The organism is Ciceribacter ferrooxidans (assembly GCF_004137355.1).
Lineage (GTDB): Bacteria > Pseudomonadota > Alphaproteobacteria > Rhizobiales > Rhizobiaceae > Allorhizobium > Allorhizobium ferrooxidans.
This window is the reverse complement of the sequence record NZ_SDVB01000253.1, coordinates 407854-418446: the sequence shown is the minus strand read 5'-3', so window position 1 is coordinate 418446 and position 10593 is coordinate 407854. Positions and strand designations below refer to the sequence as shown.

At 63.3% G+C, this 10593-nt stretch carries 20 protein-coding genes; 18 read left to right on the top strand and 2 right to left on the bottom strand.

Features of this window, described 5'->3' with window-relative positions; all coding sequences use genetic code 11:
- Nucleotides 1-4 precede the first annotated feature (4 nt).
- Both EUU22_RS18445 and EUU22_RS18440 read right to left on the bottom strand, forming a co-directional pair.
- Complete coding sequence (locus tag EUU22_RS18445) at nucleotides 5-445, bottom strand: phage regulatory CII family protein (protein ID WP_129333444.1); 441 nt, start codon at nucleotides 443-445, stop codon at nucleotides 5-7.
- 251 nt (nucleotides 446-696) lie between these two features.
- The gene (locus tag EUU22_RS18440; protein ID WP_129333443.1) at nucleotides 697-951 is read right to left on the bottom strand and encodes a hypothetical protein; all 255 of its coding nucleotides are present in this window, start codon (nucleotides 949-951) and stop codon (nucleotides 697-699) included.
- Nucleotides 952-1048: 97 nt separating this feature from the next.
- Here EUU22_RS18440 and EUU22_RS18435 point away from each other — a divergent pair, with 97 nt between their 5' ends.
- The 18 genes from EUU22_RS18435 to EUU22_RS18355 all read left to right on the top strand — a co-directional run bounded on the left by EUU22_RS18435 (nucleotide 1049) and on the right by EUU22_RS18355 (nucleotide 10588).
- Nucleotides 1049-1750, top strand: coding sequence for a S24 family peptidase (locus EUU22_RS18435; RefSeq protein WP_165351210.1), 702 nt, complete (start codon nucleotides 1049-1051; stop codon nucleotides 1748-1750).
- Between the two features lie 67 nt (nucleotides 1751-1817).
- The gene (locus EUU22_RS18430) at nucleotides 1818-2153 is read left to right on the top strand and encodes a TM2 domain-containing protein (protein WP_129333441.1); all 336 of its coding nucleotides are present in this window, start codon (nucleotides 1818-1820) and stop codon (nucleotides 2151-2153) included.
- On the top strand, nucleotides 2150-2530 hold the full coding sequence (locus EUU22_RS18425) for a hypothetical protein (protein WP_129333440.1): 381 nt from the start codon (nucleotides 2150-2152) through the stop codon (nucleotides 2528-2530). Before EUU22_RS18430 ends, EUU22_RS18425 begins: the two co-directional genes overlap by 4 nt.
- Nucleotides 2531-2831: 301 nt before the next feature.
- On the top strand, nucleotides 2832-3020 hold the full coding sequence (locus tag EUU22_RS18420) for a hypothetical protein (protein WP_245485122.1): 189 nt from the start codon (nucleotides 2832-2834) through the stop codon (nucleotides 3018-3020).
- Between the two features lie 77 nt (nucleotides 3021-3097).
- Nucleotides 3098-3307, top strand: a complete 210-nt coding sequence (locus tag EUU22_RS18415) for a hypothetical protein (RefSeq protein ID WP_129333438.1) — start codon at nucleotides 3098-3100, stop codon at nucleotides 3305-3307.
- Nucleotides 3308-3544: 237 nt separating this feature from the next.
- Nucleotides 3545-3742, top strand: coding sequence for a hypothetical protein (locus EUU22_RS18410; protein ID WP_129333437.1), 198 nt, complete (start codon nucleotides 3545-3547; stop codon nucleotides 3740-3742).
- Nucleotides 3726-4061, top strand: a complete 336-nt coding sequence (locus EUU22_RS18405) for a hypothetical protein (RefSeq protein ID WP_129333436.1) — start codon at nucleotides 3726-3728, stop codon at nucleotides 4059-4061. The genes EUU22_RS18410 and EUU22_RS18405 overlap by 17 nt, the downstream gene beginning before the upstream one ends.
- A gap of 15 nt (nucleotides 4062-4076) precedes the next feature.
- Nucleotides 4077-4577, top strand: coding sequence for a hypothetical protein (locus EUU22_RS18400; protein ID WP_129333435.1), 501 nt, complete (start codon nucleotides 4077-4079; stop codon nucleotides 4575-4577).
- A gap of 10 nt (nucleotides 4578-4587) precedes the next feature.
- A complete protein-coding gene (locus EUU22_RS18395; RefSeq protein ID WP_129333434.1) occupies nucleotides 4588-4920 on the top strand; it encodes a hypothetical protein in 333 nt (110 codons plus the stop codon).
- Complete coding sequence (locus EUU22_RS18390; protein ID WP_129333433.1) at nucleotides 4913-5632, top strand: hypothetical protein; 720 nt, start codon at nucleotides 4913-4915, stop codon at nucleotides 5630-5632. The genes EUU22_RS18395 and EUU22_RS18390 overlap by 8 nt, the downstream gene beginning before the upstream one ends.
- Complete coding sequence (locus EUU22_RS25330; RefSeq protein ID WP_165351209.1) at nucleotides 5622-5798, top strand: hypothetical protein; 177 nt, start codon at nucleotides 5622-5624, stop codon at nucleotides 5796-5798. Before EUU22_RS18390 ends, EUU22_RS25330 begins: the two co-directional genes overlap by 11 nt.
- Nucleotides 5798-6982, top strand: coding sequence for a DUF5131 family protein (locus EUU22_RS18385; RefSeq protein ID WP_129333432.1), 1185 nt, complete (start codon nucleotides 5798-5800; stop codon nucleotides 6980-6982). Before EUU22_RS25330 ends, EUU22_RS18385 begins: the two co-directional genes overlap by 1 nt.
- Complete coding sequence (locus tag EUU22_RS18380; RefSeq protein WP_165351208.1) at nucleotides 6975-7217, top strand: ribbon-helix-helix protein, CopG family; 243 nt, start codon at nucleotides 6975-6977, stop codon at nucleotides 7215-7217. Before EUU22_RS18385 ends, EUU22_RS18380 begins: the two co-directional genes overlap by 8 nt.
- Complete coding sequence (locus tag EUU22_RS18375) at nucleotides 7214-7852, top strand: hypothetical protein (protein WP_129333430.1); 639 nt, start codon at nucleotides 7214-7216, stop codon at nucleotides 7850-7852. The genes EUU22_RS18380 and EUU22_RS18375 overlap by 4 nt, the downstream gene beginning before the upstream one ends.
- Nucleotides 7845-8714: a Lar family restriction alleviation protein gene (locus EUU22_RS18370; RefSeq protein ID WP_129333429.1), complete on the top strand. Its 870-nt coding sequence runs from the start codon at nucleotides 7845-7847 to the stop codon at nucleotides 8712-8714. The genes EUU22_RS18375 and EUU22_RS18370 overlap by 8 nt, the downstream gene beginning before the upstream one ends.
- Nucleotides 8711-9241 carry a hypothetical protein gene (locus EUU22_RS18365; RefSeq protein ID WP_129333428.1) on the top strand — a complete coding sequence of 177 codons (531 nt, stop codon included), beginning with the start codon at nucleotides 8711-8713 and terminating at the stop codon, nucleotides 9239-9241. Before EUU22_RS18370 ends, EUU22_RS18365 begins: the two co-directional genes overlap by 4 nt.
- Nucleotides 9238-9456 carry a hypothetical protein gene (locus EUU22_RS18360; protein ID WP_129333427.1) on the top strand — a complete coding sequence of 73 codons (219 nt, stop codon included), beginning with the start codon at nucleotides 9238-9240 and terminating at the stop codon, nucleotides 9454-9456. The genes EUU22_RS18365 and EUU22_RS18360 overlap by 4 nt, the downstream gene beginning before the upstream one ends.
- Nucleotides 9446-10588 carry a site-specific integrase gene (locus tag EUU22_RS18355; RefSeq protein ID WP_129333426.1) on the top strand — a complete coding sequence of 381 codons (1143 nt, stop codon included), beginning with the start codon at nucleotides 9446-9448 and terminating at the stop codon, nucleotides 10586-10588. Before EUU22_RS18360 ends, EUU22_RS18355 begins: the two co-directional genes overlap by 11 nt.
- Nucleotides 10589-10593 lie beyond the last annotated feature (5 nt).

The following is a 10593-nucleotide window of genomic DNA, read 5'->3' as shown; positions in this document are numbered from 1 at the left end:
GCCCTCACCGCATCAGTGCATCGAGCCGCGCCAGCTCCCGCTGGGCCGCGACGATCCGCTTGCGGATGGCGAGGCGCTCGCCGGCGTCGATCCGGGAATCGTCGATCGCCGTTGCGACCTCGCGCACCACATCGTCGAGAATGGCGTTGAGCCGAAGCACGGCGGTCGGCGTCACGTCGGCGGGCGCATGTACGCCGTCACGCCGCACGAGGCCGGAAAAGCTTTCGAGGAGGAAAGGATGTCCGCTTGCCCGGTCGAGCCGGACGGCGAGATCGAGACGAATGAAGTTCTGCCGCCACTCCTCGTTGGGAGAGGCGTATTTCGTCAGCGTCGAGGAGCCGATCGAAAGCGCATCGGCCGCGCGGCTCACGCCGCCCACGGCTTCTATGCTCGCGGCTGTCGCGGCCTTGATCGCGCCGGCATCTTCACAGGAAAAAGAAAACACGAAAGCACCCCTGATTTCGGTCAAGGAAAAAATGATCTGAAAGGATTCCGTGAACGGCGCATCCGCGCGCCGTAGGGTCAGGCCGTCACATCACGGAGGCCCGCATGCATTCGGCATCATCAAATCGACCAGAGCGCCAACTTTTCCGGACGGCACCCGTACAGGCCGCCAGGCCGTCCGAGCCCGTGCGAGGCGCCCGCGCAGGCCAGCGCGAAGCGCGACCGGCCGCGAGCGAAAATAACCCTTCCCCGTCATTCCGCGGCCTCCGGGATAATCACAGGCCGCGGCACGTCGGCGGGCCATTCGGCCCCTTCTGGCCACTGGCGCGAAAACCACGCGATTACCTCGTCGTATTTCTTTACCGTGAATGTCGCGCCGTCGCGGATGCGGGAGAAGAAACGGCCGTCGGCGGCACATAGCCTGCCGATCGTGGAATCGCTGAGAGATGTCGCCGCGCCATAGGCGCTCGCCAGTTGCAGCAGGTTTGATGCCAGAGCCTTTTCCATGCGGCTCTTATAATGGGATCAATTCAACTTTGCAATGGGATTTATCCTCTTTCCCCATTCGTGGGAAAAATACTACGGTCACGCCATGACAAACGCTTTGCAAACAATCGTTAAGACACGGCTCGAAGAGCTGCAGATCGGTCCCATTGAAGCCGCCACGAAAGCGGGCCTCGAGCGGACCTTCATTCGCGATATCGTCGAGGGCAGGAAGAAGGCCGTCCGGCACGACAAGATCGCCGTTCTCGCAGCTGCGATTCGCGTCGACGCCGCAGCCCTGGGCCGCAACGAACTGGTGCGCCTGTCGCCGGACGATCTTGCACCAGCGCCAATCGCAGGATCAGACGCGACCGTCGCGACCAGCGCACCCGCACTTCCGCCCAGGCAGTCAATGCCCCTCGACATTCCGGTTATGGGCACGGCGGCCGGCTCGCTCAGTCGTGGCGCGTTCCAGTTCGAAGGCGGCGTCGTCGATTACGTCCGCCGCCCGCCGGCGCTCGTCGGCGCGCGGGATATCTACGCCCTCTTCGTCGAGGGCTCGTCCATGGAGCCGCAGTTCTTCCCCGGCGACCTGATCTATGTGAACCCGCATCGCCCGCCGCGCATCGGCGATATCGTCGTCGTCCAGTGCAGCAATGGCGAACATGCGCCCAACGAGGCCTCTCTCGGCATCTACCGCCGCCGATCGGAAAAGGCCGTCGTCATCGGCAAGCGCAATCCCGTCGCGGAGATCGAGCTGATGCGCGACCACGTGACGGCGATCCACCGCGTGCTGACGATGAACGAATTGTTCGGGGTCTGAACCGTCTTGCCAGCGGATAAATTGCCTTCTACTCTCCGCACAATCATGCGGGGAAAGGGGCAAGATCATGTCAATCAGTACCGAAAAGCAGATCCTCATCGAGCAACGGGTGACCAATGAGGCGAAGTCGCTCGGCGTTGCCTATCTGCTCTGGTTTTTTCTGGGCAGTTTCGGCGCGCATCGCTTCTACCTCGGCAGGCCGCTCTCGGCTATCCTCATTCTCGTTCTGATTTATGGCGGATGGTTCGCTATGATCAGCAAGAACCATTATGGAGCATTCATGCTGATGGCCGGCGTGTTGTTTTTGCTATCCGATCTCTTTTTTATTCCCAGCATTGCGTCCGCGTGGAAGAACGATGTCCGCAAGCGATTGATGGCCGAAGCGGAAAGGACATCAGCATGAAGCGCATCGTCTTAATCCTGCCGCTCGCCCTCTCCGCTTGCGGAACCGTTGCACAGAACAGCGATGTTGGCCTTGTTCACACCGGTCTCGCCGGCCCGGTCAAGATCGCCGACAATGCCGTCGTCGAGATCGTCGATGGCGGTCCGCCGCTGACGGACGAGAAGCAGCGCGTCATGGGCACCAGCTGCCGCAACAAGCTATGGGATGCACCCCCGAGCAAGGAAAATGCCATTGCCCTTATGAAGAGGCAGGCGGCAGATCGCGGCTATAATGCCGTGCATTCCGTCAAGGTCTTTTCCGATCCATCCGCTCTCGCCAAGAATTGCTGGTCTGCACTCATCGCGAGCGGCATAGCCTTTTCAAAGGAACAACCCTGAGCAACGACTGCAAATCGCGTCACGTTTTTAGCTATATTCAGTAATTTCGAGGGGCGGAATACCGCCCCTTTTTTTGTTGCGCTCAATTCGCGTCACACGACTTCCGTGAGTCCGTTACAACGTCTGCGTGGGTAATTTTCAATTCCCCCGTTGACGCATGGGACATTTCCCACTATCTTCCCCTCATCCCGCCTCCCCCTCCTCCCAGGGCGGGATGACCGCAAGTCCCCGCCGCCGGCTTCCACCCCCTCGGCCGGCGGCGGGCGGTCGAAGGGAGGATCACAACGAGTGGATGACGCCTATGCCTGCAAGGAAGAACACCGAGACCAGCACCATCGCCGAACGGATGGCGAATTTCGCAATCGAGACCGGCGAGGGCATGACCCGCCTCGACCTCAAGCGCCAGGGTTTCACCGAAGAAGAGATCGAAGCCTTTTCCCACGAAGCCGCGATCATCGTCGCCGAGCGCACCACCCGCCGCGTCGCCTAACGCATCCGCTCCGGTTTCCGCAGCTTTTCCGCTGCGGTTTCCCGAACGGATGGGCCGTTCCGATAGGAGAAGCAGCAATGAAGAAGTTTCAATTCAATCTTTACGACAAGGTGATGCTCGCCAAGTCCGGCGAGAAAGGCGAAGTCATCGGCGTTGCCGAATATTCCCGCCGTCCGCCCAGTTTTCTCGTTGAATACGTCGCCGCAGATGGCCGTCAGGTTGATGCGTGGTTTGACGCAGAAGCGCTGCAGAACGTCCTCGCCGATCGCGCCGTGCGCGGCGCATGACCTGATCCGCTCCGGTTTCCGCAGCCTCCCCGCTGCGGTTTCCCGAACGGATGAAGGAGGCACATCATGCTCCGCTCGCAGTCCATCGCATTTTCCGCCCGCCCGCCCGCCCCGCGCCCGGCCAAGCCTTCGCGCGCTCGGCCTTTATCTCCGCCGGCCGGATATCGAGCTTGCCGCCGCCGGCGCCATCGCGCTCGCCCTCGGCTTCTTCGCCGCAACGCAGATCTGAGGCGCGCCATGGCAACGCTGACCATCCACATCGACGAGGCGACCGAGGCGCGGTTGCGCCAGATCGCCGAGGAATGCGGCTTTCGCGAAATCCAGGCGCTGGCGGAATACGCCGTCGCAGATGCGGCGCGGGACTATTTCGCGCCGAAGCACCGCGCGGACCGCGATCCTGTCCGGCAGGAGGCGCCCCATGTCCCCGCTCATTGAGGCTCTTTCCGTTGCCGCCGGCCACCCCGGCGCCGTCATCGCCGCATCCGTGGCCGGCGCGGCGCTTGCCACCGCAGGCTATTTCGGCTTCCGCATCGTCCACGACAGCCGCAATGCACCGCGCGTCGCCGCAGCCGAGCTGCGCTGCGCGGAAGCGCAGGCGGCGATTTCCTACGCCATCACCTTGCCGGTCTTCGACGCGCGCAAGTTCATGAACACCTTTCTCCACGGCGATCCCCGCATGGTCGTCAACCTCTGGCCGGACTGGCCGGACTGGCGCGACCGCTACATCGCCGTCGAGATGGACACCAGGCTCTAGACGAGGACAGATCAGATGACGTCACGCACAGCACCTCCGCGCAATCCGATCGCCGATGTCATCGGCGAGCGCAACCGCCAGATCACCAAAGAGGGCTGGACGGAGGATCACGACGACCAGCACACAGGCCGCGAACTGGCCGCCGCGGCGGAAGGCTATCTCGCCTCCGCCATCTCCCGCGCCGATGGCGAGGATGTTTCCGCCCCGCCGGAAGGCTGGCCCTTTGCGCCGGAATGGTGGAAGCCGAAGGGCTACTATGCCGACCTGAAACGCGCCGCAGCCCTCATCCTCGCCGAGATGGAGCGCATCGATCGTCTGGCGGAGCGCGAAGGCTGCCGCTGCGAAGCCTGCAACGAACCGCTCTATGACGGCGATCCCTATTTCGGCGATGACGTCAATGGCGGCGCCTATCATGACCACTGCCTGGGCGACGATATCGACGCCTTTACCGATGGCGAAGGCAACCCCTTGCCGCCCGGCACGCCGCGGCCGGCGCCGTCGCGCTATACCGTGTGAGGGGCTGACCATGGCGCACCTCTGCACCATCCTGCCCTTCCCCGCCCGCCGCTTGGGCCCGCGGGCCGCCCTTCCGCCGGTGGATGATTTCGCCGTCGAGCAGCTCGGTCACGCCGAGGACCACCTCGCCGTCATCACGGCGGATATCGAGGTCGCGCGGGAAAGCGCACTCTCCGGCATCCGCCTCGAGGGCCTCGGCGGCGTGCGCAGCGGCCGCACGCTGCTCTGGGCCTGCCGGCTCGTGCTGACCATCGTCAACCTGCGCGGCAATCCGGAGGAGGATCACGATCTCTCCCGCGCCGCCCGCGCCTGGCTGCAGAGAAGGGGTCAAGCGAATGGCTGATCGTCCTATCCTTTTTTCCGCACCGATGGTCCGCGCGCTGCTGGACGGCAGGAAGACGCAGACGCGCCGCGTGATAAAGCCACAGCCGCCGGAAGGAGTCGTTCGCCATTGCTGGTTTGATGCGCCCCTCTACGGCTTTACCAGAGACACCGATGTGACAAATGATTGGCACGTCGCGCGGCTTCTTGCCTACAAAGGCGACCGGCTTTGGGTAAAGGAAAAGTACCGCATTAGGTCGTGGGACGAAGACGGAGATATATGGATCACCTATGAGGCAGACGGGGCCAATAGCCGTCGGCTCACGGCTGACGACGATGGTTTCTTTGAGCGCCTTTGTGCGAAAGTCGAGAAGGCTGGCGCAGAGACTGACGACACCGGAAACTACATCAATATTCCCGCACGCGTCTTGTCCAAGCCATCAATCTTCATGCCTAGATGGGCGTCACGTCTCACTCTGATCGTCACTGACGTACGGGTTGAGCGGCTGCAGGCCATCAACGAAAGAGATGCAGTCGCCGAGGGTTGCCTGCCGGACGACACGAGCCTCAACCCACAACACATCGGGCCGGCGACTTCGATCTACGCTCACCTATGGGACAGCATCAACGGCCCAGGCGCGTGGGATGCCAACCCGTGGGTTGGCGCATACACCTTCACCGTCCACCGATGCAATATCGATCGCATGACGCGCGGAGACGCCAATGGCCGCTGAAACCAAGCCTGAGGCCGCCAGTCCGCTCATCACCTTCCGGGTGCATTTCGCCGGCGGCGACAAGATCGACGTCATGGGCGCCGACGCCGCCGATGTCCGCCGCACGGTCGAGAGACAGTCGGCCCAGAAGATCGAGAAAATCAAGCGCGTCAGGGAGAATGACTGATGGCTGACGGTACTAAGATCGAATGGACCGATGCGACGTGGAACCCGATCACCGGTTGTTCCGTCGTCTCTCCCGGCTGCACCAATTGCTACGCGATGAAGCTCGCCGGCACGCGGCTGAAGAACCACCCGAGCCGCAAGGGCCTGACAAGGGACACCAAGGCCGGCCCGGTCTGGACCGGCGAAGTGCGCTTCAATGCTGAATGGCTAGACCAGCCGCTGCGCTGGACGAAACCGCGGATGATCTTCGTCTGCGCCCATGGCGACCTCTTCGCCGAAGGCGTGCCGGACGAATGGATCGACCAGGTCTTCGCCGTCATGGCGCTCTGCCCGCAGCATACGTTTCAGGTACTCACCAAGCGGCCGGAGCGGATGCGGGAGTATCTGAAAGCACTGCCTGCCAGATCCGGCGCCGTCGGAAAATGGGCGGCTTGGCATTGGGGCGCGCAGGATCCCGATGCCCTGCATGACCAAGTCTCTGATGCTGTCCGGACGCCCCTGCCCAATGTCTGGCTCGGCGTCTCGGTCGAGGACCAGCGCCGGGCCAAAGAGCGCATCCCGATCCTGCTCGATACCCCCGCCGCGATCCGCTGGATCAGTGCCGAGCCGCTGCTGGGGCCGGTGGATATTCGACAGTGGCAGCACGACTATGGCTGTGGCTGCGGCTGGGGCGGAGTTTCCCCGCTGGATTACTGCCACGAGTGTGGGTGGCGCGGGATCGCTCCCGGAAAACATGTCCCGGAGAACTGCCCGGAGTGCGGGTCAGCAATTGAAGACTATCAGGCATGCCCGGAATGTGACGGCCACGATGGCGATGGATTGAGTTTCGGACCCAATAGCAAACCCCATCTCGACTGGGTCGTCGCCGGCGGCGAGAGCGGGCCGGACGCCCGCCCTATGCATCCAGACTGGGCCCGGTCGCTTCGCGACCAGTGCGCCGCGGCCGGCGTGCCGTTCCTGTTCAAGCAATGGGGAGAGTGGGCGCCTCGAGGACCTGAAAGCCTCGGCTATCCGGTCGTTGAAGACGTCCGCACGGCCCGCCTGACAGATCGCGGCGAGAACGGAAGCGATCTCGCCGCCTCCGGAGAAAATCACGTATGGATGCAGTGCCTTGGCAAGCGCCGCGCCGGCCGCCTGCTCGATGGCGTCGAGCACAATGGCTACCCGGAGGTGCGCCATGCTTAACATCGCCATCACCCTCCAGCCGGCGCTGGCCGAGACGCTCCAGCAGGCCGCGCACCGCCACGGCATCAACCGTTGCCAGGTCATCCGCGAGGCGCTGCAGCTCTGGCTCCAGCTCGACGGCGTCATGACCGAGGGAAAACGCCTCCTCGTCGCCGGCGACGGCGAGGAAAAGGAAATCCTGCTCGTCGGCCTCACCCCCGCAATTCGCCCCGGACGTCAGGAGAAACGGACATGACGAGAACCGAGACTGCTCCGCGAGCAGATGACTGGTCTGTTGACGACACGATCTGCGCCCGCACGATCCTGAATTATCTCGGTATCGCGGATGATACGAGCCTTGATCCCTACGCCGACAGGCGACGCGCGAAGGTCGCGGCGTTTATCGCTGATCGCGTTCAGGATGCAACCGATGATCTTTTGCAATCCGCCCTGCGGGATCAATCCATCGCCAATCTCTCCGGGATCGACGAAGCCATGGATATCATGCGCCATGTCGTCGAGTGGCTCCGGGAGGCCGTCGACAGGCAGCAGAGCTCCGCCACCACTGCCGTCGAAGCTCCGAACAGTCGGCCCTTGGTGACGCACATTCGGCCGGCGCGAGACGGAGATCCCATTTGCTACGCATGGCAGGTTTGCGCCAGCGGCGAGGAAGGTGCCGTTCCAGTCTACGAAGACAAGAACGGCCGACACATCGTTGACATGACGGACATCAGTGATCTCCGCAAGCGCATTGCGTCGGGGATCTTCGATCCCGGCGCAACCGAGGGTCTGGAGGGCGATCGTGACCTGACGACATGGCAGACGGACGCCGTGATGCGCGTGCTCGGCGTGAACATCGACAGGATCGCGGAGGGATCGGACAATGGCTGATCTTCTGCCCTGCCCGTTCTGCGGCGGTGAAGCCGAGCAGGACTTCCAGCAGGCGTATCGATCCATGCAGACCGGTCGCATCGATCATGGCGCTGCGGTCTACTGCACAGGGTGCAACGCCAACATGATCATGTGTCGAGGGGATCATCCGGATCTTTCTGACGAGGAACGCATGGCGGTCATGGTCGAAGACTGGAACCGCCGCACACCCGCGCCCCTATCGATTGTGGAGGGGATACACCTGACGCTCACCAGAGCGCTAGGCATGTACGGCGCAGCATATGATCCTCCTGGGCCTCATCGCGCCTACACTTACGAACATCAACCGGGCAATGGTGTGGCGTGGAATATTGGCTGTGCTGTCTCAGCCTTGAAGCAGCACTACTCGGGTGATGCGATCGATGTCGGCCTGTACCTGCTGAAAGAGATGCAAGCGCGCGGTCTTGGCGTTTTTGAAGTCGAGCCAAAGGCTGTCGAGGCAGAACCATCCCCCCAATCGAATGTGCGGGGAACCATCACGCCCCAGATGATCCGCGACACGGCGGGCTGGGAGCAAATGGAGGATGAGCTTCGGGAGACACTGAGGCACGCCGCCAACGCGCTGGAATCCATTGAGGCAGAACGCGCCGAGCAGTGGCGCCTGCGGCGGGAAGCAGAAGGAAGTAGGGACGCTGCCAGAGCTGCTGCATACACACTTCGTATCGAGCGTGACAATACACGTTCTGCACTCAAATTGGCGATCGACCACATTGAGCATATGGCCGCATGGTTTTCCGGCAAAGGAACCGGCTACTCCTTCGAAAACCTCGGCGAAGACATGCCAGGCATCAAAGCCGCCCTTGCCACCACGGAGGCCCCATGACCCTCGACGAGGCGCGCGCGATCTACAAGCGGGCCGAGGTCACGGCCGGTTTCGCCTCGGACGAATGGGTGCGGCTGCACGATGCCGAAGTCGGCCGGCCGCAGATCGGCGCCCGCGATTCCATGACCGGCGAGGTGCAGGTGCTGGCGACCGTCGAGCGCGGATGCGCCTTTGACGACGAGGAGCTGCTGTTCAATGCGCCCATCTTCCTCCGCGCCGTCCTCACGGTCGCGCAAGAGGCGTTCGAGGTGATCCGCCGCCAGAAGCGCGAGATCGAGCAGCTGCAGGCGAAGAAGGAGAAAGCAAGCCTCGCCCAGCAATGCGCCATCGCCTGCGGCGACGCGGCCTTCCTGCGCTGGCTCTTCGAGGTCCACGGCGTCGAGACGACCGACCGCATCCACATCGCGACCCGCGTGCGCACCATGCTCGCCGTCCAGTCGCGCGCCGAACTCGACACCGACCCCGCCGCCGCCGCCCGCTGGCGGAGGATGTATGGCGACTTCAAGCAATGGATGAAGGGCCGATGAGCAGGGGAGCCTTCCGTCAGGCCGATATGGAGCGCATAATCCGCGCCGCCAGGAACCAGGGCGCCGCCGTGCAGATCGATATCCGCTCCCTCGTGGTCACGCTCATCCCATCGGCAAGGAGGCGGGATGACGAGACGGATGCGGAGGAGAATGCCGGCGTGCTTCCGCCTGGCGCACTTGCCCCAGATGGAAAGGAAAATTGGGATGAGGACTGACAGACCGGGATATCAATACCGGCGCAACAAGGACGGGACGCCCGTCCACTACTGGAATCCGAAGCGGGCGGTCAAATCCGCCCCTTCGTTTTTGTCGGCGGTCCGTCTCGCCGATGGCCTGACGGACGAGCAGATCGCCGTGGAATGCCGCCGGCTGACGGAAGAGCTGCGGCGCGATCTCGATAAGCGCGACATGCCGCCAGCCTATGACGGCACGATCAAGTCGCTGATCGCGTGCTACAAGGATGATCCGACCGCGACCCTGCGCAAGGTGAAGCACTCGACGCGCATCCGCGACTATGAGCCGAGCCTTCGTGTTCTCGAAAAGGCGGTCGGCGAGCGACGCATCGACAAGCTCCGGGCCTCCGATTTCTCCAGGTGGTTCGACAACTGGCGAAAGCGGGGCCACAGGAGGGCGGCAGGCGCGATCAAGCTCCTGCGGGTCATCCTGACCTATGGCGCCGGAGAGCGGCTCGCGGGATGCGGCCAGGCGCGCGAAATCCTCGCCAACATGCGCTTCGAGCAGCCAGCCCCTCGCATGACGGCGATGAGCTACGACCAGTGCCTCGCGATCGTGAAGATGAGCGCCGAGATGGAATGCCCGTCCGTCGGTTTCGTCGAGGCGCTCAAGTTCGAGACGGCCTTGCGACGGATCGACGTGATCGGCGAATGGGCACCGACGCCGGAGGGCGGGCCGTTCCGCTGGCGCGGGCTGACGGCCGGAGACATCTCGAAGGAGATGATCCTGAAGGTCAGGACGAGCAAGACCGGCGCCGAGGTCGCGCGCGACCTGAAGGTGCTTCCGCTGGTGCAGGAGGCATTGAAAGCCTATCGGCTTCCGGAGATCGGGCCGGTCGTGCTGGACGAGGATACCGGCAAGCCGTACTGGGACAATCGCTATACCGAGAAGTTCCGCAAGGTGCGGGACAAGGCGGGCGTGCCGGCCGACGTATGGTCCATGGATTCCCGCGCCGGAGCAGTGTCGGAAACCGTGGAGGCGACGGGATCGCTCGAAGCGGCCCGCGAACTCGCCACCCATGCCACCACGAAGATGACCCGCCGCTACAGCCGCGGCGACGGCCTCGAATCAAGCCGCAAGGTCGCAGAGGCACGAACCAAGAACCGTCAGTGACACGG

Coding starts and splice junctions, on each gene's coding strand:
- EUU22_RS18410 (WP_129333437.1), top strand. CDS start 3,545: ATGGCAACGCTGACCATCCACATCGACGAGGCGACCGAGGCGCGGTTG.
- EUU22_RS18440 (WP_129333443.1), bottom strand. CDS start 951: ATGGAAAAGGCTCTGGCATCAAACCTGCTGCAACTGGCGAGCGCCTAT.
- EUU22_RS18370 (WP_129333429.1), top strand. CDS start 7,845: ATGGCTGATCTTCTGCCCTGCCCGTTCTGCGGCGGTGAAGCCGAGCAG.
- EUU22_RS18360 (WP_129333427.1), top strand. CDS start 9,238: ATGAGCAGGGGAGCCTTCCGTCAGGCCGATATGGAGCGCATAATCCGC.
- EUU22_RS18380 (WP_165351208.1), top strand. CDS start 6,975: ATGCTTAACATCGCCATCACCCTCCAGCCGGCGCTGGCCGAGACGCTC.
- EUU22_RS18355 (WP_129333426.1), top strand. CDS start 9,446: ATGAGGACTGACAGACCGGGATATCAATACCGGCGCAACAAGGACGGG.
- EUU22_RS18415 (WP_129333438.1), top strand. CDS start 3,098: ATGAAGAAGTTTCAATTCAATCTTTACGACAAGGTGATGCTCGCCAAG.
- EUU22_RS18375 (WP_129333430.1), top strand. CDS start 7,214: ATGACGAGAACCGAGACTGCTCCGCGAGCAGATGACTGGTCTGTTGAC.
- EUU22_RS18425 (WP_129333440.1), top strand. CDS start 2,150: ATGAAGCGCATCGTCTTAATCCTGCCGCTCGCCCTCTCCGCTTGCGGA.
- EUU22_RS18420 (WP_245485122.1), top strand. CDS start 2,832: ATGCCTGCAAGGAAGAACACCGAGACCAGCACCATCGCCGAACGGATG.
- EUU22_RS18395 (WP_129333434.1), top strand. CDS start 4,588: ATGGCGCACCTCTGCACCATCCTGCCCTTCCCCGCCCGCCGCTTGGGC.
- EUU22_RS25330 (WP_165351209.1), top strand. CDS start 5,622: ATGGCCGCTGAAACCAAGCCTGAGGCCGCCAGTCCGCTCATCACCTTC.
- EUU22_RS18385 (WP_129333432.1), top strand. CDS start 5,798: ATGGCTGACGGTACTAAGATCGAATGGACCGATGCGACGTGGAACCCG.
- EUU22_RS18405 (WP_129333436.1), top strand. CDS start 3,726: ATGTCCCCGCTCATTGAGGCTCTTTCCGTTGCCGCCGGCCACCCCGGC.
- EUU22_RS18400 (WP_129333435.1), top strand. CDS start 4,077: ATGACGTCACGCACAGCACCTCCGCGCAATCCGATCGCCGATGTCATC.
- EUU22_RS18390 (WP_129333433.1), top strand. CDS start 4,913: ATGGCTGATCGTCCTATCCTTTTTTCCGCACCGATGGTCCGCGCGCTG.
- EUU22_RS18365 (WP_129333428.1), top strand. CDS start 8,711: ATGACCCTCGACGAGGCGCGCGCGATCTACAAGCGGGCCGAGGTCACG.
- EUU22_RS18430 (WP_129333441.1), top strand. CDS start 1,818: ATGTCAATCAGTACCGAAAAGCAGATCCTCATCGAGCAACGGGTGACC.